At 66.4% G+C, this 23,818-nt stretch carries 21 protein-coding genes and 1 tRNA gene; 10 read left to right on the forward strand and 12 right to left on the reverse strand.

Features of this window, described 5'->3' with window-relative positions:
• Positions 1-127: 127 nt before the first annotated feature.
• The gene (gene pepF / locus MXF70_RS08075; RefSeq protein ID WP_248515113.1) at positions 128-1,939 is read right to left on the reverse strand and encodes an oligoendopeptidase F; all 1,812 of its coding nucleotides are present in this window, start codon (positions 1,937-1,939) and stop codon (positions 128-130) included.
• A 123-nt stretch (positions 1,940-2,062) separates the two neighbouring features.
• On the opposite strand from pepF, the gene MXF70_RS08080 reads away from it, so the two are divergent.
• Positions 2,063-4,078 (forward strand): ATP-binding protein, encoded by a 2,016-nt coding sequence (locus MXF70_RS08080; RefSeq protein WP_248515114.1) that lies wholly within the window; start codon positions 2,063-2,065, stop codon positions 4,076-4,078.
• Between the two features lie 217 nt (positions 4,079-4,295).
• Here the strand turns inward: MXF70_RS08080 and MXF70_RS08085 are convergent.
• The 3 genes from MXF70_RS08085 to MXF70_RS08095 form a co-directional block, all read right to left on the reverse strand.
• A tRNA-Gly gene (locus MXF70_RS08085) sits at positions 4,296-4,366 on the reverse strand.
• Positions 4,367-4,472: 106 nt separating this feature from the next.
• Entirely contained in the window at positions 4,473-5,672 is a 1,200-nt protein-coding gene (locus MXF70_RS08090) for a nicotinate phosphoribosyltransferase (RefSeq protein ID WP_248515115.1), read from the reverse strand.
• Positions 5,673-5,736: 64 nt separating this feature from the next.
• Entirely contained in the window at positions 5,737-7,407 is a 1,671-nt protein-coding gene (locus tag MXF70_RS08095) for an Hvo_1808 family surface protein (protein ID WP_248515116.1), read from the reverse strand.
• Between the two features lie 256 nt (positions 7,408-7,663).
• On the opposite strand from MXF70_RS08095, the gene MXF70_RS08100 reads away from it, so the two are divergent.
• Entirely contained in the window at positions 7,664-8,239 is a 576-nt protein-coding gene (locus tag MXF70_RS08100) for a cysteine hydrolase family protein (protein ID WP_248515117.1), read from the forward strand.
• 28 nt (positions 8,240-8,267) lie between these two features.
• Here MXF70_RS08100 and MXF70_RS08105 read toward each other — a convergent pair whose 3' ends face one another.
• The 4 genes from MXF70_RS08105 to MXF70_RS08120 all read right to left on the reverse strand — a co-directional run bounded on the left by MXF70_RS08105 (position 8,268) and on the right by MXF70_RS08120 (position 11,264).
• Positions 8,268-8,408 (reverse strand): hypothetical protein, encoded by a 141-nt coding sequence (locus MXF70_RS08105; protein WP_248515118.1) that lies wholly within the window; start codon positions 8,406-8,408, stop codon positions 8,268-8,270.
• 251 nt (positions 8,409-8,659) lie between these two features.
• Positions 8,660-8,815 (reverse strand): hypothetical protein, encoded by a 156-nt coding sequence (locus tag MXF70_RS08110; RefSeq protein WP_248515119.1) that lies wholly within the window; start codon positions 8,813-8,815, stop codon positions 8,660-8,662.
• A 140-nt stretch (positions 8,816-8,955) separates the two neighbouring features.
• Positions 8,956-10,125 carry a geranylgeranyl reductase family protein gene (locus MXF70_RS08115; protein WP_248515120.1) on the reverse strand — a complete coding sequence of 390 codons (1,170 nt, stop codon included), beginning with the start codon at positions 10,123-10,125 and terminating at the stop codon, positions 8,956-8,958.
• Between the two features lie 116 nt (positions 10,126-10,241).
• The gene (locus tag MXF70_RS08120) at positions 10,242-11,264 is read right to left on the reverse strand and encodes a WD40/YVTN/BNR-like repeat-containing protein (RefSeq protein ID WP_248515121.1); all 1,023 of its coding nucleotides are present in this window, start codon (positions 11,262-11,264) and stop codon (positions 10,242-10,244) included.
• Positions 11,265-11,533: 269 nt separating this feature from the next.
• Here MXF70_RS08120 and MXF70_RS15325 point away from each other — a divergent pair, with 269 nt between their 5' ends.
• From MXF70_RS15325 to MXF70_RS08135, 3 genes are all read left to right on the forward strand, one after another.
• Positions 11,534-12,919 (forward strand): nucleotide exchange factor GrpE, encoded by a 1,386-nt coding sequence (locus MXF70_RS15325; protein ID WP_248515122.1) that lies wholly within the window; start codon positions 11,534-11,536, stop codon positions 12,917-12,919.
• Positions 12,920-13,031: 112 nt separating this feature from the next.
• On the forward strand, positions 13,032-14,996 hold the full coding sequence (gene dnaK / locus MXF70_RS08130; RefSeq protein ID WP_248515123.1) for a molecular chaperone DnaK: 1,965 nt from the start codon (positions 13,032-13,034) through the stop codon (positions 14,994-14,996).
• 172 nt (positions 14,997-15,168) lie between these two features.
• Positions 15,169-15,408, forward strand: coding sequence for a DUF2249 domain-containing protein (locus MXF70_RS08135; protein ID WP_248515124.1), 240 nt, complete (start codon positions 15,169-15,171; stop codon positions 15,406-15,408).
• A 64-nt stretch (positions 15,409-15,472) separates the two neighbouring features.
• Here MXF70_RS08135 and MXF70_RS08140 read toward each other — a convergent pair whose 3' ends face one another.
• Positions 15,473-15,736, reverse strand: a complete 264-nt coding sequence (locus tag MXF70_RS08140; protein ID WP_248515125.1) for a DUF2249 domain-containing protein — start codon at positions 15,734-15,736, stop codon at positions 15,473-15,475.
• Positions 15,737-15,856: 120 nt separating this feature from the next.
• Between MXF70_RS08140 and MXF70_RS08145 the strand changes: the two genes are divergently transcribed.
• The 3 genes from MXF70_RS08145 to MXF70_RS08155 all read left to right on the forward strand — a co-directional run bounded on the left by MXF70_RS08145 (position 15,857) and on the right by MXF70_RS08155 (position 18,718).
• Positions 15,857-16,450 carry a DUF7998 family protein gene (locus tag MXF70_RS08145; RefSeq protein WP_248515126.1) on the forward strand — a complete coding sequence of 198 codons (594 nt, stop codon included), beginning with the start codon at positions 15,857-15,859 and terminating at the stop codon, positions 16,448-16,450.
• Positions 16,451-16,607: 157 nt separating this feature from the next.
• On the forward strand, positions 16,608-17,972 hold the full coding sequence (locus MXF70_RS08150; protein ID WP_248515127.1) for a hypothetical protein: 1,365 nt from the start codon (positions 16,608-16,610) through the stop codon (positions 17,970-17,972).
• 71 nt (positions 17,973-18,043) lie between these two features.
• Positions 18,044-18,718 (forward strand): biotin transporter BioY, encoded by a 675-nt coding sequence (locus MXF70_RS08155; RefSeq protein ID WP_248515128.1) that lies wholly within the window; start codon positions 18,044-18,046, stop codon positions 18,716-18,718.
• 20 nt (positions 18,719-18,738) lie between these two features.
• On the opposite strand, the gene MXF70_RS08160 is transcribed toward MXF70_RS08155, so the two are convergent.
• On the reverse strand, positions 18,739-19,212 hold the full coding sequence (locus tag MXF70_RS08160; protein WP_248515129.1) for a redoxin domain-containing protein: 474 nt from the start codon (positions 19,210-19,212) through the stop codon (positions 18,739-18,741).
• Positions 19,213-19,322: 110 nt separating this feature from the next.
• Here MXF70_RS08160 and dnaJ point away from each other — a divergent pair, with 110 nt between their 5' ends.
• A complete protein-coding gene (dnaJ, locus tag MXF70_RS08165) occupies positions 19,323-20,516 on the forward strand; it encodes a molecular chaperone DnaJ (RefSeq protein WP_248515130.1) in 1,194 nt (397 codons plus the stop codon).
• A 238-nt stretch (positions 20,517-20,754) separates the two neighbouring features.
• Here the strand turns inward: dnaJ and MXF70_RS08170 are convergent, their stop codons facing one another.
• Both MXF70_RS08170 and MXF70_RS08175 read right to left on the reverse strand, forming a co-directional pair.
• Entirely contained in the window at positions 20,755-22,197 is a 1,443-nt protein-coding gene (locus MXF70_RS08170) for a ribonuclease FAU-1 family protein (RefSeq protein ID WP_248515131.1), read from the reverse strand.
• Between the two features lie 61 nt (positions 22,198-22,258).
• Complete coding sequence (locus MXF70_RS08175) at positions 22,259-22,636, reverse strand: DUF7532 family protein (protein ID WP_248515132.1); 378 nt, start codon at positions 22,634-22,636, stop codon at positions 22,259-22,261.
• A 162-nt stretch (positions 22,637-22,798) separates the two neighbouring features.
• On the opposite strand from MXF70_RS08175, the gene MXF70_RS08180 reads away from it, so the two are divergent.
• On the forward strand, positions 22,799-23,818 hold the full coding sequence (locus tag MXF70_RS08180) for a PrsW family intramembrane metalloprotease (protein ID WP_248515133.1): 1,020 nt from the start codon (positions 22,799-22,801) through the stop codon (positions 23,816-23,818).

A 23,818-nucleotide genomic window follows, 5' to 3' on the forward strand; every position in this document is an offset into this window, starting at 1 on the left:
GTCGCGGGTGCCCGTTCCGTCGGACGCACGGCGAACGATCGGCTGACGGAGAGGGATTCTGGCGACGATAGTTCCTGGCCGATCGTGGGCGGACGGTGGCGGCCGCAGCCGCTCGGCCGGTCGTCGTTTAGAGCGTCTTTGCCACGTCGTCCAGGCGCTCGTCGTACTCCGCAATCGCGGCCTCGACGGCTTCGCCGGACTCGACGTCGACCCCGACTACGTCGAGCAGCTCGGGCGGGTAGCCGCGACCGCCTCGCGAGAGGAACTCGAGGTACTGATCGGTCGCGTCGCCGGGCGTTCCGGTCGCGTCGTCGTACTCCTCGGCGATGTCCCGCGCGATCGCGACCGCCGCGGAGATCCCGGTCGCGTACTGGTAGACGTAGAAGGCCCAGTAGAAGTGGGGAATGCGCATCCACTCGCGGGCGATCCGGTCGTCGACGACCGCCGGGTCGTAGTAGTCGGCCTTGAGATCGCCGTAGAGCTCGTCGAGGCGGTCGGGCGTGAGCGACTCGCCGTTCTCGACGAGACGGTGGGTCTCCTGTTCGAAGTGGGCGAACATCGTCTGGCGGAACAGCGTCGAGCGGAACCGTTCGAGATACTCCTCGAGTACGCGCTGGCGGAACGCCTCATCGTCCACGGTGTCGAGCAGATGTCTCGTCAGGAGCGTCTCGTTGACCGTCGATGCGACCTCAGCGACGAAGATATCGTAGTCGCTGTAGACGTAGGGCTGGGCGTCGTTCGTCAGCTCGGAGTGCATCGAGTGGCCCAGCTCGTGGGCGAGGGTGAACATCGAGGAGACGTCGTCCTGGTAGTTCATCAGGACGAACGGCTGCGTGTCGTAGGTCCCAGCGGAGTAGGCGCCAGAGCGCTTCCCTTCGTTCTCGTAGACGTCGACCCAGCCGCCTTCGAGACCGGCCGCGACGCGATCTCGATACTCGTCGCCGAGCGGTTCGACGGCGGCGAGCACGTGGTCGGTCGCGTCCGCCCAGGTGACCTCCGGCTCTGCTTCACCGGTCATCGACGCGTAGAGGTCCCACATCTGGAGCTCGTCGACCTCGAGGGCGTCGCGTTTGAGCTCCGCGTGGCGGTGAAGCACGTCGAGATTGTCCTCGACGGTCTCGACGAGCGCGTCGTAGACCGAGACGGGGACGTTCGAGCCGTCGAGGGCTGCCTTGCGAGCGGTGTCGTAGTTCCGCGCCTCTGCGAGACGGACGTTGGCGGTGACGCTGCTCTCGTAGCTGGCACCGACGGTGTTCCGGACGGTCTCCCACTCGTCGTAGTACGCCTCGTGGACGGTCTGGCGGAACTCGCGATCCGGCCGTTTCAGGAGATTCGTCAGGTTCGCCTGCGAGATCTCGACGGGCTCGCCGTCGGGATCCTCGACCGTCGGGAAGGTCAGATCGGCGTTCGCCAGCAGCTGGTAGATGTCTCCGGGCGAGCCGGTAACCTCCGAGAGATCTGCGAGCAGCTCCTCGACCTCTGGCGATCGCGTGTGAGGTTTCATCCGCAGAACGTCTTCGAGGTGGAACTCGTAGTGGTCGAGGCCGGGCTCCTCGGCGAGCAATCCGTCGAGGTCGTCGCGATCCCACTGCTGAATGGCGGGCTCGAGGAAGCTGGCCGCGCTCTTGGCTTCGGCCGAGAGCGTCTGTGCGCGGCCTTTCATCGCCTGATACTCCTGATCGCGGGTGTCCTCGTCGCTGCGCAGTCGCGCGTACGTGACGACCTGCGAGACGGTCCGCATCGTGTCGTCGCGGAGCTCTAGAAGTTCGAGCAGCGCGCCCGCGTCGCTGACGTCGGACTCGTCGTGTTCGTCGAGCGTCGCGACGGCGTCCTGGGCGTCCTCGAAGGCGGCCTCCCAGTCGTCGTCGCTGGCGTAGATGGATTCGAGATTCCAGGTGTCGGCGTCGTCGAGATCGGACCGATCGGGAACGGAAGCCATAGTTTCGGGAGAGTCCCCGAGCGCCGAAAACCTTCCGCAGCCCCACAGTGCTCCCCACGCACTGTTCCAGACGATATATTCGGCGATAGCGCTTATACCGGGCCGTCCGTTACGGATCCCAAGATGTCGTTCGGCCGACGCTACGTCGCTGGGGTGCCGGAAGTGATCGTGGTTGGGAGCGGCGACGGGCCACGACACCTCGAGCAGCTGTTGTCGAACTCTCTCGAGGAGTACTCGGTGACGGCAGTGGACTCGGTCGCCGCTGCACTGACGGCTCTCGAAGAGGCCACCAGTTGCCTCGTCCTGACGCCAGAGTGTACGGACGACAGGGACGACCTCACCGACGCACTCGCCGACAGGGATCGTGCGCCTCCCGTCGTGCTCGTCCCGAATCGGATCGACGAGTCCGTTGCACTCGCGACGACCGAGGGCGTCGCGGCGATCGTCCCGCCGGGTTACCACGACGAACTTCCAGAAGTCGTGGCGAAGGAGGCCGAGGCGTACCTCGAACGGCTGGGGGACGACCTCCAGCTCCGGGCCGTCGAGACGCTGTTCGACGCCATCGAGGACGTGTTTCAGATCAAGGACGCCGACGGGCGATACCTGCGGTTGTTGAGCAACCGAGAGTGGCCCTCCGAGTCGGAGGTGCTCGGTCGAACCGATCGGGTGCTCCACGACGACCAGTTCGGCCTCAACGAGTCGTACTTCGCGGAGGATCGGTCGGTGCTCGAAAGCGGCGAGCCAATCCTCGGTGATATTACCGGCTACGGTGATGGGCCACTGTTCTGGATCGAGACGACCAAGGTACCACTCCAAGACGACGACGGGGAGATCCGCGGTCTCGTCGGGCACGTTCGGGACGTCTCCGAGCGCATGGAACAACGCCAGGCGCTCGAGCAACAGAACCAGCGACTGGATCGGTTCGCCAGCTACGTCTCCCACGACCTCCAGAACCCACTCTCGATCGCGACTGGCTACCTCGATCTCGCACGCGAGGGCGACGACGCGGCGCTCGACACCGTCGAGGACTCGATCGATCGGATGCAACAGCTCGTCGACGACATCGCAATTCTCGCCCGCGGGGACGAGCAGACGCTCCACGCGGGGCCGGAGGGGACCCTCGTCGCGATCCAGCAGCGGATCGTCGAGATCGCCCGGAACGTCTGGTCTGTGCTCTCGACCGATGCGGCGACGCTGGAGATCGATCTTCCGGAGTCGACCGTCGTCTATGCCGGCGAGCAGGAGTTCCGATCGATGCTCGAGAACCTCCTCAAGAACGCGATCGACCACGGCGGCGAGGACGTGACGGTCCGGATCGGCGCGACCAGCGACGGGTTCTACGTCGAGGACGACGGCCCAGGCGTTCCTGCCGAGGAGCGCGACCAGATCTTCGAGCAGGGGTACTCGACGGCGAACGGTGGCACCGGCACCGGACTCGCGATCGTGTCGACTGTCGCAGCCGGGTACGACTGGACGATCGAGGTGACGGAGGGCAACACCGGCGGCGCCCGCTTCGAGCTCGGGAACTGCTTGCTCGTCACCGATCTCGACGTGCCACAGACCTCTGGCGAGCCCGTCGCGATCACCGATTCGACTGACGTCGGTGAGCCGGGAACCACCGGGAGCGCCACATACGACGAGGAATCCGACGCGTGGACGCTCTCCGGCTCTGGCGAAGACATCTGGGGGCGTGAGAACGACTTCCACTTCGCCTCCGCGACGCTCTCGGGCGACTGTCGACTCGAAGCCCGCCTCACAGACATGGTGAATGCCAACGAGTTCAGCAAAGCTGGAATCATGCTCCGCGGCGACCTCGAGGAGGACAGCCGCCACGGCTACGTCGGTCTCAACCGGGAGCAGATCGAGGTGCTCTGGTGTACCGAGGCGGCCGAACCGACGACGAGCCAGCATCTCGGGGACGACGACCAGAGTTACCAGTGGCTCCGGATCGACCGCGGCGGCGATGTCCTCACGCTCTCGATCTCGGCCGACGGACGGGAGTGGTTCCCGATCGACCAGCGATCGATTCCGTTCGAGGATCCGATTCACGCCGGTCTCGCCGTCTGTAGTGCGGTTCACCGCGAGACTACACAGGCCACGTTCGAGGGGGTTTCACTGCAGCGCTTCGACGGCACCTGAGGCTCGGAGCGGATCTCTGACTACGACGTGCAACGTGCTCGAGAAGTGAGCGACCGGAAAACGTACGTCGGCCGAGATTTGAACCGGAGCAGGACGGTCCTGCTCCTCTCTTCGGTCGTTCGCGGGCTGCTACCTACAGGTTCAAACTCCGCGTTGTGCATTCCTCCGTACGGCCGCACTCGTCGCTACGCTCCTCGTGCGTCGAGTACGATAGAAGTGCGTCGGCCGAGATTTGAACTCGGGTTGCGACCGTGGCAGGGTCACGTGATACCACTACACTACCGACGCCTTCGCGTCTTGTTTTTCATCGGAGTGCCGTATAAGCGTTGCGGAACGGGGGAGGGCGTGGGGGACGGTCACGAATCGTGCAGGCCGATCGCGACGATTTCCTGCCTCAGTCCCGTTCCTCGCCGAAACCGACCAGTTCGGCGTCCGTTCGTGCTCGTTCGGCGGCAGCGTCGACGTCGAACTCACGGACGACCTCACCGTCGCGAACGAGCGGTTCGAGGAGTGGCTCGGCGTTGCCGGGGACCGAACGGATCGTCTCGTCGGCACCTGCTCCGCCGTCAGTTCTTCCGCCGTCAGCGAGCGCGACGTGGTGGCCACCGTCCTTCGTCCGGTAGACCCGCTTCCGGCCGGGCAGCTTCCCCCGCTTGGAGATCGGCTCGCCGTCGACCTCGACGATGTCCAGTGCAAAGTCCGTGGGATCGGCGTTCGTCACGTAGCTCCCGATCCCGAACCCATCGACGACGTCCCGGAGCTTCAGGATGGCCTCGCGATCGATTCCGCCGCTGACGAAGATGCCGACGTCCTCGTGGCCCTGGGCGTCCAGCTCCCAGCGCACTTCCCGCACGATGTGCCGGAAATCGCCGCGACGGGAGCCCGTCGTGTCGATTCGCACGGAGTCGAGCGCGTCCCCGAGCGTCGCAGCGGCCTCGCGAGCCTCGACTGTCTCGTCGTAGAAGGTGTCCACGAGCGCGACCCGCGGAACGTCCGGGCCGACGCCGTCGTCGAAGGCTCGCCAGCCGTTCGCCTGGTTCCCCTCGCCGAAACACAGCAGTAGTGCGTGGGGCATCGTCCCACCTGCTTCCTTGCCGATCATCTCGCCCGCGGCGACGTTCGAGATACCGTCGAGACCGCCGACCAGCGCTGCCCGTTCCAGCATCGGCGCGATTGCGGGATGGAGATGCCGCGAACCGAATGAGAGTACGAGTGAGTCCGGCGCGGCGAGAGTGGCCGTGAGCGCTCTCGTCGCGAACGCACTCGCCTGCGATAGGAGCCCGAGCAGCGCCGTTTCATAGCGAGCGAACGCTCGGTACCGACCTTCAATCTGGAGGACGGGGCCGCCGTCGAAACACTGGCCCGTTCGAAGCGCGTCGACGTCGACGGGGAGCCCCTCGAACAGGGCCGCGGCGTCAGAGCAGCCGGCGAGCACCTCGAACGCGCCGGTTGGGAACTGGTCGGCAGTCACCTCGGCAACGACCGTCGGGTCCCGGTCTGCGGCGTCGAGCGCCTCCTCGGTTCGCAGGAAGTAGGCGTCGGTCGACCGTCCGTCGCGAATCGCCTGCTCGTCGAGGAGGTCCATCGTTGTCATGCTCACTCCTTTGGATGCCGTGGCGAAAAAGCCCCGGCGCCCTCCCAGTGGCCCCGAACCGCTCTCAGCGACGGCGGACGACTTCCAGCGCCACCAGCCCGATGACCAACACCGATCCGATCGCAGCGAGCGCGCCGAGGCCGGTGAGCCGATCCGTGACCTGCTCTGTCGTACTCGGTCCGTTGGACGGCGGTGGTTCCGCTGGCTCCTGCGCTGCGCTGGCGTCGAGGGATCGGACGTCCTCCAGCGTCGGGGCGTGGACCACGATCACCGAACTTCCGTTCTGACGGATCGAGACGCGGCCGTCGTAGCTGCTCTCCGGCGGGAAGTTGAACGTGCCGGCGAACTCGCTGGAGCGGTCGGCACCACGGATCTCGAGCAGATCGACGTACCGCTGGTAGAACGTCGACGCGGACTGCGTGCTATCCCAGGCGGTCCGCCATCGGACACCGGTTTCACCCGTGCTCTTGCTGTAGACCTCCAGACGGCCACCGTCCCAACCGGTCGTGGCGTCGACGTCGTAGTTGTACGGTCTGAGCTGGTCGAGCTGGTTCTCTCCGACGTCGTTCCTGATCCGTTTGGCGCCGTAGATCTCGCCACCGTCGGTATCGAACGTCGGTGCGATCATCGCGGCGCCGATCGTCCCCGGTCCGAGCACGTCGTAGCCTGGCAGTCCCTCGGGATCGACGAGGCTCCAGTTCGCGTCGACCTCGGTCGCGAAGGTGACGTTTGCGCGTTCGAACTCGTCGCCGGTGTCGGGAACCATGATTTGCTTGCTCGAGATCGGTGGGTCGTCGTATCGCGCGTTCACGGCTTCCCACCCACCATCCTCGTACAGCGACTCGACGTACCGTCCGCCGTCGTTGTACGGCTGGAAGAAGAAGAGTTCCATCGCCAGGAAATCCCCGCTGCCAGTGCTTCCGGCGTCGTAGTTCAGGCAGGCCGTTCCCCACCCGGGCGCCTGACAGCGCCGTTCGTATCGCCGCTCGACAAGCGTCGCGTCGCCTTCGATCAACCCGCTCTCTGCGAGCGACGCGTCCGTCAGGTTCGCGTCGAACTGCCCCAGACCGAACTGCTGATCCTGGAGTGCGTGGACCAGTTCGTGGGCGAGCGTCGGCTCGTCGACGTGGGTCTCGTTCCCGTCGCTGATCAGGACGATCTCGTCGGTCGTGGAATCGTAGAACCCTCGCGTCGAGCCTGCGATCGTCTGTGCGCGGGCTTTCGTTGCGTTCGTCTTCGTCCCGAGGAGCAACGCGGCTGCAAGTCTTGCGTCGTCGAACTCACGAACCGTCGACGACCGGGTGGCAAGCTCCGCTTCCCGTGCCGAGCGAACGGCGCTCCGGTTGGCGATGTCGACGTCCGGCGCGGAGTCGAAGGGTAGACAGCGAAGCGTCTCCACGCGTGCGGCGGTCCGCGCGACCACTGCAACTGCCTCCGCTTCGTCCAGCCCGTCGCTGGCGTTGAGCGCTCTGGACCCGGTGGGTTCGCCCGAGCTGGTGTTCTCCGAACCCCCGTCGGATCCGTTCGATTCGATCACGATGGGCTCGTCGTACCAGTAGCCGTCGACGTAGCCCAACGCGTCGCCACCCTCGGGCGCCGAGAAGTTCGCCGGCGATTCGACGGCACACGCCTCGAGTGGCTGGCCGTGGTCGTCTGCAGCGACGCCACCCGTCGCGAGGAGTCCGAGCAACAGCATCCCCACGAGCACTGCCGGAACCGTGGGGCGAATTCGCATGATCTCGACGTGGGATCCGACGCGTAAAAAGTGTGATCCCCGGTACACGAGGGGGAAACCTCGCGGCAGCCACGACGTTCGATTTCGCACCAACAGGGCCAGTACGGTTTGTATTCCTGAACCCTATCTGCGACCGACGAACTGCACCACTGGGGATCAACAGGGCGTGAGCCGGTGGCGAGGCTCGTCGGGTACTCTCACAGCGGCCGAAGGCTGCGTGAATGCACTTTTTGCCTCCAGCCGCCTACACCCGAGTATGCAACTCTCAGCCAGCGACGGCGCACTGGTCGTCGTCGACGTTCAGAACGGGTTCTGCCACCCCGACGGCAGTCTCTATGCGCCGGGAAGCGAGGCGGCGGTCGACCCCGTCGCCGCGCTCGTCGACCGGGCCCACGAGGCCGACGTGCAGGTCGTCTTCACGCGCGACGTTCATCCGCCCGAACAGTTCGACGACGCGCACTACTACGACGAGTTCGACCAGTGGGGCGAGCACGTCCTCGAGGGGAGCTGGGACGCCGAAATCGTCGACGAAATCGACGTCCGATCCGACGATCACGTCGTCGAGAAACACACCTACGACGCCTTCCACCAGACGGAGCTGAACGGCTGGCTCTCTGCGCGTGGCATCGACGACCTCGCGATCTGCGGGACGCTCGCGAACGTCTGCGTGCTGCACACGGCGGGCTCCGCCGGGCTCAGGGACTACCGTCCGGTTCTCATCGAGGACGCGATCGGAGCGATCGAGGAGGACCACCGCGAGTACGCCCTCGACCACGTCGACTGGCTGTTCGGCGAGGTCGCGACCAGCGAGGCGCTGACGATGGGCGAGTGAATCGTGGCGAACTGAGCGACGGGCGGTCTCAGGCGAACGTGTTGAGAAACGCGTCGCTGAAGAAGATCAGGCAGAGGCCGGCCGCGACGATGATGCCGAGCCAGAGCGTCGCGATGCGTAGGGACCGGCGTACGAACTCCTCGTCCGCGTCGGAGGCGGTTCTGGACATTACGTGAAGGTTCGATTCGAAACGGAAAACGACGCCGGTTCGACCTGGCCATGTCACGTAATTGCACACCACGGTAGTGCCGAAGCGGCCCCGCATCGACCTCGTGAGTGCAACAGTTCACGAAACGCCGTTTCGCACTCGGTGCACCAGCTCAGTTCTCACTCTGCACATCGCCCCACTTCACTCGGTGCACCATCGCCACTCCTGCCGGGTATACCTCGGTGCGGCTCGGGGAAGTCGTGCTGGATTCCTCACGCGAAGAGATCCATGAGCACGTCTCCCCAGAGCACGAGGGCGAGACTCGCGAGGAACAGCATGAGTATCCACCCACCGATGAGGATCGCGAGCATCCGCATGAGCCGCTCGTTGTCTTCCTCGACGGTTGGGACGACGTCTGTCTGTGCCATGAATGATCATTAGGGTCCTCTCTACGTAAATCATGCCCCGAACTGGCACGGTTACGGGGCACCGTCTACTGCCAGAACTCCAAATTCATCACTCTCAGCAGGCCTATATTCTCCATTTATGCAGGCCAAAGGGCGTCCGATCAGGGCAACAGCGCTCGCAGCTGCTTCGCCGAGAACAGCGACGTCGGCCGATCCATGTGGACGCCGATCTCCCCGGAGAACGTCCGCAACCCTGCGCGCTGAACCGTCTTCGGCAAGGAGTAGGCTCGTCGAATCGCGTGGCCGAGCCGGATCTCTCGCCCGAGATCTGCTCGCCAGGCCGACTCGTAGGCCGCCAGCGTCGACGGATCGTCGGGATCGACCTGCTCCACCGCGTGATCAGCACAGGTCGTTCCGTAGCGGATCCCACCGCCGGTGAATGGTTTGGTCTGGCTCGCGGCGTCACCGATCAGTAGCCCGCGGTGGCCGGTTACCTGATCTGGCGGTCCGATCGGGATTGCCCCGGAGCATCGCCGCGAGACCTCCACGCCGTAGGCCGAACAGAACGCCTCGAACTGGTCGCCGGCGTGTTTTCCCGGTGGCACGGCGAGCCCGAACTCGACGCCGGCGTCGCCCCGCGGGATGCGCCACGCGAAAAAGCGCGGTGCCGTGAGGTGGACGTCGACGAAGTCGGCGTGATCGGGCTCGTCGGTGAAGCCCAGCACGCCGTGTAGGAACTCGTCGGGTTCTGGAAGCCCCAGTGCGTCTCGAACGCGAGAGCGGGGGCCGTCACAGCCCGCGACCATCTTCGCTTCGTACTCCTCGGTACCGTCCGGGCCGCGAACGGTGACGGTCACTCGATCCTCCTGCTCCTCGACGGCGGTGACGGTGTGGTCTTCTCGGCAGTCCGCGCCGGCGTCCCGGGCCATCTCTGCGAGGTGGCGATCGAGCCCGACCCGGTCGATGACGTTCGAGACCGGCTCGTCCTTGTAGAATGGGTAGGCGCCCGCGAGATCCTGCCCGTCCGTCCGCGCCACGTCGTCGGGGACGGTGCCGTTGGGTGCCCCGGAATCGGTGGTCGCAGAACTCTCGACCGCGGCCTCCGGGCCGTCGACGTGAAACCGTGCCCCGTACACCTCATTCTGGAGAAGCTCCTCGCGTGCGCCCTCGCCCGTGATCGACCACAGATCGGTGCTCACGTGGCCCGAACAGGCCAGCGGCTCGCCGACGCTGCCCTGCTCGAACGCGAGAACGTCGTAGCCCGCCTCAGCGGCTCGACGGGCGAAGCGCGACCCGGCCGGCCCGAGTCCGACGACGACGAAGTCGTACACGTCGGAGGCTACGCGGGCCAGCGCTTACGTGTTTCGACGGCGGATCGTCATCGGCACTGCTTGCATCGCGGTAGGGACTGCATCTGGCCGCGTCGGCGGCTCGACGGCGCCATTTGCTACGGCAGGTCGGGGACGACGGCCAGCCCCCGTGCCGTCTGGTCGGCGAGTTCCTCGGGCCAGTCGACGTCGATCCGGGACCAGCTCGAGCCGAAATCCGTCGAGTGATAGCAACCCTGGTTCGTCGCCGCATACGCGTGGCTGGCGTCGCCGTCGCTCGCGAGGACGGCCCGAAGGACGCCGTCGCCGCTGAGGGGGCCTTCCAAACGCTCCCACTTGGTTTTGTGTCCCTCGCTCTCCTGTGCATTCGTCCGACGGTAGCAGTAGGATTCCCCGGGGTGGCTGTGCGCCGATCCGGGGCCGGTCGCCGAACTGACGAGCACTCGCTCCGGATCGCCGGGGTCGGGAAGGACGCTCCAGACGTACCGATGGTCGAGGCCGTCGTGGTGGACGGTCCAGGTCATCCCGCCGTCGGTGGATTCAGCGTAGCCGTCTCCCGCTGCGGCGTAGACTCGGCCGGCAGCGTTCGGGTGGGTGGCGAGCTGGTGGTTGTCACTGCGTGACCCCGGCGGTCGATCGGTCCAGGTCGCACCGCCGTCCTCGGTGTAGAGCAGTGCTCCGGCCTCGATCCCGACGTGGATCCGATCGGGGTCCGTCGGGTCCGGTTCGATCCACCGGACGTGATGCGTCTCGGGCCGAGGTGGGAACGCCCACTGGCTGGCGGAGGGAACGTCGGTGATCCCCCGGACCCGCTCGAAAGACTCCCCGCCGTCCCGAGATCGATAGAGTCGGCTCGGCTCGGTGCCGACCCAGATTTCCTCTGGATCGAGCGGCGACACTGCGACCGCGGTGACGGCGTCGTGATCGAGCGCGTCGCCGATCTGCTCGACCGTCTGGCCGCCGTCGGTCGTTCGATAGAGCCCGTCGTCGAACGTTCCGACGACGGCTCGCTCCGGCGCTGCCTCGTGGGCAGCGACGGCTTCGAGATCGTGGCCGAGCAGGCGCTCCGTCGCCGTGGGCGCCTCACCGGTAGCGTCGTCGATCGTCACCAGTCTGTCGCGGTGAGCGAGGTACGCACGCACGCGTGACAGTACTGCACCTGCAGCCAAGTCACTGTCCCCGATCGGGTGCGGTGGTCATCGAAGGGGCCCGGCACCCCCAGAACTCGAAGCATCCCAGCACTCCCGGCACCCCAACATTCTGGGTAGCCCCCGGTATCCCCCGGTATCCCCCGGTCGCCATCCAACCCACCGTCGTCGACCACGGAACGGGCACTCGGCGCTCACGGTCGACTCGGCAGCCGTTCCGCGGATCATGAACCCTTATGCTCCCCGCCCGGCTGCTCACTGACATGACCGAGGACGAGGGTCCCGAGAGCGGGGCCGGGTCGGACGCCACTGGCGGCGCCGCGCAGGAGAACGATGGTGGCGAAAACGGTGGTGACGCCACCGGGTCCGATGGCCCTGGCGACGCTACGCCCGAGGATGCCGGAAACGAGACGGAGACGACGGACGCGGCTGCCGAGACAGACGCCGAGGCGTCGGCCGACGCCAGCCAGGAGACCGGCGAGGCGGTCGAGGCCGACGCCGGCGAGTCTGGCGACGGTTCGACGGCGTCCGAAACGAGCGGTGCCACGATGGCTCCTCCGGAGGACGGCGAGTCGCCGATCGGCCACGATCTGACCGACCGCATCGCCGAGCACGACCAGTCGCTGGCGTCGGAAGTTCAGCTCGTCGTCGAGAAAGCGCTCGAACTCAAAAAGCGCGTGGACGAGCAGGCCGACGAACTCGAGGAGAAGGAGGAGCGCATCGACCAGCTCGAGAGCGCCCTCGCGAAGTCGAAGGCGGACTTCCAGAACTACAAGAAACGCCAGGATCGTGAGAAGGATCGCATCCGAGAGCGTGCCACCGAGGACCTCGTCGAGCGGCTCCTCGACGTTCGCGACAACCTCACGCGCGCGGCAGAGGAGGAACACGACGACGTCGAGTCGATCCAGCAGGGCGTGAAGATGACGCTCAAAGAGTTCGATCGCGTGCTCGACGCCGAGAACGTCTCGGAAGTCAAGCCCGATCCCGGCGAGGACGTCGACCCCCAGCGCCACGAAGTGATGATGCGCGTCGAGAGCGACCAGCCCGAAGACACGATCGCGGACGTCTACTCCCCCGGCTACGAGATGGCCGACAAGGTGCTCAAGACCGCCCAGATCACTGTAAGCGAGGGGCCGCCGGCAAACGCCGATGGCGAGGATGAGGACGATGCCGTGGAGGGAGCCGACGACGAGGACGCGTCCAGTGAGAAATCTGCGGACGCCGAAGCGGCCGAGGGGTCATCGAACGGGTCCGATGCAGACGCGGATGCTGACTCTGCTGCCGGTGAAGATGCCGACTCTGCTGCAGATGGAGAAGCCGACGACGGCGACGGGGATGACTCGGGAACGGATGCCGAGGCGGCAGAGCCCGCGGAGCCCGCTCCCGCGGCGACCGAGGCCGAGCCCGTCGAGCCCGCGGACGACGATTTCATCGAAGCGGAGCCAGTCGACTCGGCCGGGTCCGAGGCGGACGAGTCCAGCGACTTGGACGCCGACGCCGATGCGTCCGACGGCGATACCGACACTGACCGAGGAAGTGACGAAGATGACGAGAGCGACGTGAACGATGGAGACGATGACGGGGACGACGAAGAGGACGCGGACGACGACAGCGCGACGGATTCCGACGCCGATTCGGACGACGAGTGATTGCTCACAGGCGCCCGGAGTAGTCTGCGGCGCCCCCGGGGGAGAATTTTATTCCGAGCCGTGATGTGGTGTAGCAAGGTTTAAGCGGGACAACCTACAAAGCACGTTCAGCATGACCAGTGACAAAATTCTGGGGATCGACCTCGGAACCACGAACAGCGCGTTCGCCGTCATGGAGGGCGGCGATCCGGAGATTATCGTAAACAGCGAGGGCGAGCGAACGACACCCTCGATCGTCGCGTTTTCCGACGACGGCGAGAAGCTCGTCGGGAAGCCGGCGAAGAACCAGGCCGTCCAGAATCCCGAGCGCACGATCCAGTCGATCAAGCGCCACATGGGCGAAGAGGGGTACACCGTCGACATCGACGGTGAGGAGTACACGCCCGAGCAGATCTCGGCGATGACTCTCCAGAAACTCAAGCGGGACGCCGAGGAGTATCTCGGCGACGAGATCGAGAAGGTCGTCATCACGGTTCCTGCGTACTTCTCCGACAGTCAGCGTCAGGCCACGAAGGACGCCGGCGAGATCGCCGGCTTCGAGGTCGAGCGGATCATCAACGAGCCGACGGCCGCATCCATGGCCTACGGCGTCGACGAGGACGCCGACCAGACCGTGCTCGTCTACGACCTCGGTGGCGGGACCTTCGACGTCTCCATCCTCGAGCTGGGTGGCGGTGTCTACGAGGTCGTCGCGACGAACGGTGACAACGATCTCGGTGGCGACGACTGGGACCACGCCATCATCGACTGGCTCACCGAGGAGTTCGAGAACGAGCACGGCATCGACCTGACGGAGGACCGCCAGGCACTCCAGCGCCTCAAGGACGCCGCCGAAGAGGCCAAGATCGAGCTCTCCAGCCGAAAGGAGACGGAGATCAACCTCCCCTTCATCACCGCGACCGACGACGGGCCGATCCACCTCGAGAAGTCCCTCACGCGGGCGAAGTTCGAGTCCCTCACGTCGGATCTCATCGAGCGCACCGTCGCACCCACGGAGCAGGCCCTCGACGACGCCGGCTTCGACAAGGGCGACGTCGACGAGGTGCTGCTCGTCGGTGGTTCCACGCGGATGCCCCAGGTCCAGGAGAAGGTCGAGGATCTGGTCGGTCAGGAAGCCCAGAAGAACGTCAACCCCGACGAGGCCGTCGCACTGGGCGCAGCGCTCCAGGGCGGCGTTCTCGGCGACGAGGTCGACGACATCGTTCTGCTCGACGTCACGCCGCTGTCGCTGGGCGTCGAGGTCAAGGGCGGGCTCTTCGAGCGGCTCATCGAGAAGAACACGACGATCCCGACCGAGGAGTCGAAGATCTTCACCACGGCCGCGGACAACCAGACCTCCGTCCAGATCCGCGTGTTCCAGGGCGAGCGCGAGATCGCCGAGGAGAACGAGCTGCTCGGTGAGTTCCAGCTAACCGGCATCCCGCCGGCCCCCGCTGGAACGCCCCAGATCGAGGTCACCTTCGCCATCGACGAGAACGGCATCGTCAACGTCTCCGCGGAGGACAAGGGCTCGGGCAACACCGAGGAGATCACGATCGAGGGCGGCACCGGTCTCTCCGACACCGAGATCGACCAGATGAAGGAGGAGGCCGAGGCACACGCCGAGGAGGACCAGAAGCGCCGCGAGCGCATCGAGGCTCGGAACGACGCCGAGGCCTCGATCCAGCGCGCCGAGACGCTCCTCGAGGAGAACGAGGAGGAGATCGACGACGGACTCCGCGGTGACATCGAGGCCGCCGTCGACGACCTCGAGGCTGTCGTCGAGGACGACGACGCCACCGTCGAGCAGATCCGGACCGCAACCGAGGAGCTCTCGGACGTCCTGCAGGAGATCGGCAAGCAGATGTACGAGGGAGCGGCCCAGGCCGAGGCTGGCGGTGCAGGCGCCGCGGGCGCCGGACCGGCCGGCGCTGGCCCCGCTGGCGGCCCGAACCCCGGTCCCGACGCTGGCGCTGCCGACGACGAGGAGTACGTCGACGCCGACGTAGAGGACGTCGACGAGGAGCCGGCCGACGCCGAAGCCGAGGACGACGCGACGGACGACGCCGACGAAGTCGACCCCGACGAAGCTGCCTGATCCCGCAGTCACTGTCACTGGGATCGTCCCGCTTTCGTTCGCAGCCTTTCCCTCCGAGCCGTCGCTGTGAAGGCCTTCAGTTCTCCAGCACGGTCCTTGCCGGAGCGTCAGCTGACGGAGTCGAACACGTTCGGAGCAACCGACACCCTGCAGCGCCCCCGACGGTGATGCGATGCCTTCAGAGCAGGACGTCTCCGATCGCCTCGACGCACGCGAGATCGACGGCGAACCGTTCGGCACGATCACCGCGGCGCTCGACGATCTCGCTCCTGGCGAGTCGCTCCTTCTGATCAACACCTTCGAGCCGGTCCCGCTGTACGGCGTGCTCGACGAACGCGGGTTCGCCCACGACGCGACGAGGGTCGACGAGGAGGAGTGGCACGTCGAGATTACGAACAGCACCGCGGAGTAGCCGGGCCGACGGTGCATCGGCCGTTCGAGGTCTGGACCTGCGGATTCGGACTCGGTGCTCGCGGTCAGGGCCGCCAGACGACGGTCACCACCTCCTCGTCGTGCTCCACTGTCTCGTACTCGTATCCGCGATCGTCGAGCTTCGGATAGAGATGCTGGGGTGCGCGATCGTTGCGCTGGACCAGCACCGTCTCGGCGTCCAGTTCTGCGAGTCGCTCCAGCGAGCTCCGGAGCGGCTCGGGCGGCGGAAGCTCGCGGGCGTCGAGGACCTCCCGAGGACGATCGGTCGGTGCAGCCGTCGCTTCGAGCGCGGTGTCGGCGTCTACCATACCGGAGCTTCGAGCTCCGTGCCGGAAGCGATACTCCCGAAGATATTCGTCGGCTGTGTCGCTCTGGAGGCGAACACGTCAGGGACGGCCGATACGTGGCGTGAGGGTCTACAACTGCACATGGCCGGTTTCCCATCGCCGTTCGGCACCGACGACGGCACTCTGTTCGATGGTTACGACGAGTTCCTCCCCGACCACCTCCCGAACCCGAACGCGTTCCTCGACGGTCACGAGCTACTGGTCGATGGGGAGCACGTCGCCTTCCATCGGCTCACGAGGGAGCTATTCGAGGAGCGGACCGTCTACGACATGACCTTCGACTACAACCTCGCCCGGCTGAACCTCGATACGCGTCACACCGGCGCCGGTTACCGCTATGCCAGAGACTCCGACGACCCGTCCGTCCTCCGCGCGGAGTTCACGCCGACGACGCCGTTCTGTCCGCAGTCCCACACGCTCACGATCGGCTCCTTCCGGGCCTGGAACGGACTGGCTGACCGCCACGAGTACGATCTCGTTCGCGTTCGCGTGGCGCCCACCCACCACCAGTCCGCGGCGATCAACGAGCAACTCTCGGAGATCGAGGCAACGTACCGCGAGACCGGATCGGTGCCCGAGGATGGCGCGGACGCTGGCTCTGTCGGTTCGCCGCCGACTGACGCTTCCAACGACCGTCCGGCTGAGAGACCTGACCGGCCGAACGCGCCGTTTTAGCCTGGGAACCCTCTTTCCGGGCTCTCCCTCTCAGCCTGCGCAGTTCTGACGCTACGCCGATTCCGTGTGTGCCACGGCCCCTTCACTTGGAACGCTGAGCGACCGGGGGAACACCTTCGGGTGTCCACTCAGGCCCGTCGAGCCCATCTGTCCGACCATGGGCGCGATTCCCGGCGGCGTCGACACGTCCCAACAGCCGCCGATGACGGTCCCGCTCCGACATTTCGTGGTCGGGCTGGCGTTTCTCCTGGCCGGCACGCTCCTTGGCCTCGGTCACGTCGCGAACGCGGTGCCCGGCCTGAGCGGGCTCGCGCACGTCCACCTCCTGCTCGTCGGGTGGGTCTGCCTGACGATCATGGGAGCGATGACGCAGTTCGTGCCGGTCTGGTCTGGGGTCGAGTTGCACTCCCGCCGACTCGCCAGCGTTCAGCTGGTGCTGGTCGTGACCGGCTTGCTCGCCTTCGTCGCGGGGCTGCTCGCGCTGGAACTCCACCTGCTCGCGATCGCTGGCGCGACGATGCTCGTCGGGTTCTGGACCTTCGTCTACAACGTCGGTCGGACGCTCGCCAGGGCGGGCAAACTAGACGTCACCGAACGACATTTCGCGCTCTCGCTGGGCTTTTTCCTGCTCCTGACGCTGCTCGGGCTCGCTCTCGCGGTGGATTTCACCCGGCCGTTTCTCGCGGAGTTCGGCGTGTCGAGAACTGGCGTCGTCGGTGCTCACGCGACGCTCGCCGTCTTCGGTGCCGTGCTGACGACGATCTACGGCGCGCTCTACCAGCTCGGCACGATGTTCACTCAGACCGAGTTGCACGGCGTGGACCACCGACTTCGCGCGATCGAGGAGATCGGCCATCCAGTAGGGGTCGTGCTGCTCGCCGGCGGTCGGCTGTTCGAGGTCGTCCCGGTCGCGCAGGTCGGTGGCATCCTGATCGTCGTCGCGGCGCTCGCGTTCGCCGTCGTTCTCGCACGCAAGCTGGTCGAGATGCAGGTCCCGCGGACGCCGATGCATACGCGGTACGCGGTCGTCGCGGTGGCGCTCGCGAGCTGGGCGCTTCTCACCGCACCCGCGTGGCTGGTGGATCCGACGGCGCTCGACCATCGTTTCGGTGGCCCCGGCACCGCTCACCTCCTGCTCCTGGGGGTCGTCGGCTTCGTCGTCGTGGGGACGCTCTATCATATCGTCCCCTTCGTCGTGTGGGTTCACCGCTACAGCGACGAGCTTGGATTCGAGCCGGTACCGATGATCGACGACCTCTACGACGACCGGATCGCTGCAGTCGATGGAATACTGCTCGTCGCGGGCACTGCGACGCTGGTCGGCTGGGAGCTGTTGGAGGGACCCCGCTCCGTGGTTCTGATCGCAGGCGGGCTGGTCTCACTCGGTATCCTCGCTTTCCTCGGAAACGTCGCCCTCGTGCTCCACCGACACAGTCCACAGCCGCTGGATCGCATCGTGTTCGGATCGCTCGGTCGCCGTCGGTCCTCAGACGTCGCGGACGAGTCTCCCTCCGAGTCCTGATCGTGTCGGCCACTCGCCGAGTAGCTCCTGGAGCCGTGGGGTATTTGGTAGCGCCGGCGGAACGATAGCGTATGCAACTGCGCGTTTCGTCCGTTGCTCGCGACTCGCTCCGGTGGTCGGGCACGGTTGGTGGGCAGCTCTACCGGTTCCGTCGCGAGGCGGACGTCCTCGAGACGCTCCTGCTCGTCGGCGGGTTCGCCGCGCTCACTGGTCTCGCGGCCCAGGTTCGGATCCCGCTGTGGTTCACTCCCGTTCCGATCACGCTCCAGACGTTCGCGTTCCTGCTCGCCGGCCTCGTGCTGGGCGCCCGCTACGGCGGGCTCAGCCAGGGGCTCTACGTCGGCGGTGGCGCGGTCGGAATCCCGTGGTTCCAGTCGATGGGCGCCGGCTTCGGTCACCTCGCTGGACCGACCGGCGGCTATCTCGTCGGGATGTTCGTCTCGACGCTGTTCGTGGGCTACGTCGTCGATAGATTCCACGTCCGCGAGCAGCTCCCTGTGTTGCTGAGTGTCCTCGCGGTAGCAAGCGGTCTGGTGTACGTCGTCGGGCTGCCCTGGCTGTTCGTCTGGTCGACCGTGATCTCCGGCGGCTCGGTCGGCGCCTGGGAGCTGTTGACGATGGGGCTGTTCCCGTTCGTCCTCGGTGACATCGTGAAGCTCGTTGGGGCGGCGTCGATCGGCCGGCTGTTCGCACCACCGGCGGACTGTTACGACGACGTCGACGCCGAGCCAGCGTCGATTCGGTAGCGGCCGGTTGCGGCGTTTTCTCAGGCAGCCTTGATCGCGTCCAGCAGCTCGTCGTAATCCGGTTCGTTCGTCGGATCGTCGGCCACCCAGCTGTAGGTGATCACGCCGTCGCCGTCGACGACGAACGCCGCGCGGTTCGCGACGGAGTAGAGTCCCAGATCTTCGATGTCGATCTCGACGTCGTAGGCGTCGATCGCCTCCCTGGCCATGTCGCTGACGAGGTCGAACTCGAGGCCGTGTTCCTCGCGGAACGCGCCCTGCGCGAACGGCGAGTCCGCGCTGATGCCCAGGAGCGTTCCACCGGCGTTCTGGAACGCGTCGCGGTGCTCCTGGAGCGCGACCATCTCGTTGGTACACGGCGGCGTGAACGCGCCGGGGAAGAAGGCAAGTACGACGGGGCCATCGCCGACGTGATCGGCGAGGTCGAAGGACTCGTGATCGCTCGTACCGAGCGTTGCGGTGAACGTGGGGGCGGTGTCTCCGTTCGAGGGCATCGATCGAAGTTCGGTCGCCAGCGCCCTAAACGGTGGGACGAACTGCTTCGTCTCCCGACGAGTCGATGCCGGGCTTTTGAAGTAGCTCAACGGTGTATCGTTCGTAACTGATGAGCGAGGACTTCTACGATATTCTCGGCGTTTCCCGCGACGCGGACGAGGATGAGATCCAGCAGGCCTACCGGAAGAAGGCCGCCGAGTTCCATCCCGACGTCTCCGACGACCCCGACGCCGAGGAGAAGTTCAAGAACGCGAAGAAGGCAAAGGAGGTCCTCACCGACGACGAGAAGCGCCAGGCCTACGACCAGCTCGGCCACGACCAGTTCGTCGAGGCCGAGAAGCGCGGCGGCTTCGATCAGGGCGCCGGCGGCATGGGCGGCCAGGGACCGTTTGGCGGCGCAGCGGGCGGCCAGGGTCCCTTCGGCGGCGCCGCTGGCGGTGGCCAGGGCTTTGGCAGCGTCGAGGACATCTTCGAACAGTTCTTCGGCGGCGCTGGCGGCGGAGGCGGCCGCGGCAGCCGACGCCGACAGGGATCGGACCTCCGCACCGGTCTCGAGATCGACCTCGAGGAGGCCTACCACGGCGTAGAGAAGCAGATGACCGTCGAGCGCCCTGCCCGATGTGACACCTGCGATGGCGAGGGTCATCCGCCCGACAGCGAGTCGACGACCTGTCCGGAGTGCGACGGCCGCGGACAGGTCCAGCAGGTCCAGCAGACGCCCTTCGGCCGCGTCCAGCAGACCGGCACCTGCCAGCGCTGTTCTGGCAGCGGCGAGGTGTACGAAGAGACCTGCAGCGACTGCCGGGGCGAGGGCGTCGTGCGCGAGGAGACCACGCTCTCAGTGGACATCCCCGCCGGCATCGAGGAGGGCCAGACGCTCAGGATGGAAGGCGAGGGAGCGCCAAGCCCCACCCGTGGCCCCAACGGCGACCTCCTGATCGACGTCCAGATCGCCGATCATCCCGACTTCGAACGCGAGGGCGACGACCTCCGCTACCACAAGGGCGTCACCTTCCCACAGGTCGTCTTCGGCGACACCGTGAGCGTCCCGACGATCGACGGCGACGCCGACCTCGACGTCCCCGCCGGCACCCAGAGCGGCGAGGAGTTCCGCCTCGCTGGCGAGGGGATGCCGCGACTCCGCCGACGTGGCGAGGGCGATCTCTACGTCACTATCCAGGTCGTGACCCCCGAATCGCTCAACGAGGAACAGCAGGAAGCCCTCGAGGCGTTCGCGGAGGCCGGCGGCGAGGAGATCGAAGTCGACCAGAGCTTCCTGCAGAAGATCGCCTCTAGTTTCTAACACCGGACCTTTCTCCAACGCCCACCTTTTTTCGAGGAGGGTTTCCTCGCGAGCCGGAGGCTCGCTACGGGAACCCTCCTCCAAAAAATCTGCACCGCGAGAGCAAGCTCTCGCGAGCTCTGGCTCGCTCCGCTCGCCAGAAGACCAAAAAAGACGCAGGCTCGGAGCCTTGCTCCTCGCCTGCGCGAACCGCTCGCTCCTTGCAGTCGCTCGCGGATGCTCGGCGGTGGCTGTTCGGTCAGTCTGAAAGTGCCCGCCGAACTTTCTCGGCCGTTTCCTTCGCTCGCTTAGCCAGCGCTTCGCTCACGTGTCCTGCCTCGACGGCGTCGTCGAGTTCGTCCTCGTCGACGACGTGGGCCTCGCCCTCGGGTGGGTCGATCACGTCGACGTGGAGGTCGACGTACGTGGCTGCGTCGGGGAACAGCTCCACGGGCGTACAGACGTTGACGTAGGTACCCTTGCGCTCGCCGTCGGGGCCGCGGTACGCCGTCGGATACCACCAGCGGCCTTCTTTCAGCTTCGTGATCGCCGCGTCGCCGGGCTCGCGTGGGGTCCCGAGCCCGTCGTACTCGCCCGAGCTCGAAATCTCGCGCCTAACGGTGAGTGTGCCCGCGGGATCGTAGTCGGTGACCTCGCCGGAGCCGAGAACGAGCCGACGACCGTCGGGCTTGCCGTGGTGGATTTCGAGCCTGTCGCCGTGCGTCGGGCCGAACTGTCGAGCGACGGCGTCGAAGGGCAGCCCCTCGTCGACGTCGGTCGTCGAAAGGAGCCCCTCCGCGAGGTCGACGCCAGCGCTCGCGCTCCGGTCTGCAGCTTTGATCCGGTGGTGGCCGGGGATCGTCGTGGTCACCGTCCGTCGGTGGTCGTCGAGGGCGAACCGGCTCTCGCGACCGAACCAGATCCACGCGGTCGATCGCTCGGCGTCCGATCGCGTGACGACCGCGCGCGGCGCAGCGTCCTCGGGCTCGGGTGCGTCGTCGATCGATTCGTCTATGGTCTCGGCCCGGTCGATCGCAGTTTCGAGTGCGGCGCTGCGCTCGTCGAGGTCTGCGTCGGCCGCGTCGCGGTGCCAGCGGAGCCCCCAGCCGTCGGGAACCTCGAGGTCGAGGAGCTCCGTCGTCCGCACGAGTGCGGTGGCGTCGCCTTCGGGAGCGTTCGCCCGAACGCCGTCGGCACCCCGAACGAGTGTGAGCAACTCGCCGGCGTCTTCGACCACGATTTCGGTCGACACGCGGGCGTCGTGGTCGGTCCAGGGCGGACTGGGATCGGTCACCTGCACACGGAGCTGGTCGCCGGTGTCGACGTAGCCGTCGACGTCGTCGAACGGCAGGTAGCCCGTCGCGCCGCCGGGGAGGTCTATGATCGCCCCACCGCCGCGCGTCCCACTGACCGCCGCGTTGCTCACGCTACCGATCGGCGCGGGATCGGCCCAGTCCAGCGCGTCGACTCCGAGGCCGGCGATCGTCTCCCGGAGATCGGCGACGGCGCTGGACGTGCCCGAAATCTCGACACCCTGCCGATCGCGGGTCGTGTCGATCGTCGCGGCCGGCGGTGCAGAGGCGAACGTCGCGTCGAACCGGCGTTCGATCGGGTCGGAGGCGTTGACGACCTCGTATCCGGCGTCGAGGAGCAGCCGGGTCAGCGCAGTCGTGTAGATTCCCCGGAGCTGGACGGCGCTCATCGAGTCACCGCGTTTCGTGTAGTTCGGTGCGGGCGCGACGCGGTCGCACTTTGGTCGGCTCTCATTCGAGACGCTCCCGATCGGCGGCGAAGCGAACGCGATCGTGGACGGTCGGCCCGAGCGTGAGTTCGACCAGGTCTTCATCGAGCACGCGGCCGTCCTCGACGTAGACGCCCCACTCCGCGAAGCGGAGCCAGCCCCGTAGCTCGTCGGCGTGCGTGTAGGTGTCGAGGAAATCGACCTCGTGTTCGGGGAACTCTTCGGCGCTGTGGGCCTGGTCCATGTCCGAGTAGACGACCGCGTGGTCGGCGAAGAACTCCTCGAGGACGACGGCGTCGGCCTCGACGAGCGCCGCGACGCTCTCGGCGGCCTCGCCCAGATCGTCGTCGTCGAGTCCGAGGTCGCGAAGCGCTCGCTGGGTTCGCTGATCGAAGTGCATACGCGGCGATATCGAGCGCCGCCTACTAAGAACGTGGCATCCTCGATTCGCGATCTCGCCGTCGCCGTTCCCACCGGTTGCCTACGGCCGAGTAGTCCCTCGCCAGCCGGTCGCATTCGCGAGAGCACCAACGCCTTTGACTCGTCGCGGCAACGGTCGACCATGGGCGAGCTGGATCCGGTCGAACGCGCCGCCGGAAACGATGGGATCTACGAAGTAACCGACTGGGAACCCCGATCGCTGCTCGATCGGATCGCGGTTCGCGCGTACGCCGGCGCCGTCACCGGCTCGAAGTGGCTCGTCGTTCTCACGGCGATCGCGATCACGATCGCTATCATCGGTATCTCCGGGCTCGACCTCGTGCTCGAACCGATCGTGAGCTGGCTCGTCGTGATGTCGGTGATGCCCGCGCTCGCGATCGCGGCGTATCTCCGCTATGCGGACGTGACGAGCGGCGAACCGATCGGGCTGCTCGTGATCACGTTCTTGCTCGCGACGGTCGTCGCGGGCTTCGCTGCCGTCATCAACTCCATCGCGCTCCGTGGACTCGGTGGCGTCGCCGAGCAGTTCGGCGATCTGGTCGCGATAGCGATCTTCTTCTATCTGGTCGTCGGCCCCGTCGAGGAGTCGGTCAAGCTGCTCGCGGTTCGGCTCTACGCCTACCCCGACGAGCGCTTCGACGCGGTGATCGACGGCGCGATCTACGGCGCCGTCGCCGGGCTGGGCTTCGCGACGATCGAGAACGCGATCTACATCACCGATCTCATCCAGTCGGAGGGCGGGCTCGCCTCGAGCTCGCAGGGTGCACTCGGTGGGATCACCGCCTCGCGTGCGATCGCTGGCCCTGGTCACGTGCTCTACTCCGCGATCGCGGGCTACTATCTCGGACTCGCCAAGTTCAACGCGGACCGGGCCGGGCCGATCGTGGCAAAGGGGCTGATCGTCGCCGCTGCGTTCCACGGTACGTACAATCTCACGGTCGGTCCGGGCTCGAACGCGCTGCAGGACGTCTCCCCGCTCACTGGCTTCTCGAGCGTCGTCGTCTACGTGATCGGCTTCCAGTCCATCGTCGGCTACTACCTCTACCGGAAACTCCGGCGGTACCAGCGAGCTTACGACGAGTACGACGCGGGCGATCCCGACCTGAATCCGCCACCGGAGCGGACGGAGTTCGATCCGTAG

The sequence above is a fragment of the Salinarchaeum laminariae genome, assembly GCF_023204835.1.
GTDB lineage: Archaea > Halobacteriota > Halobacteria > Halobacteriales > Salinarchaeaceae > Salinarchaeum > Salinarchaeum laminariae.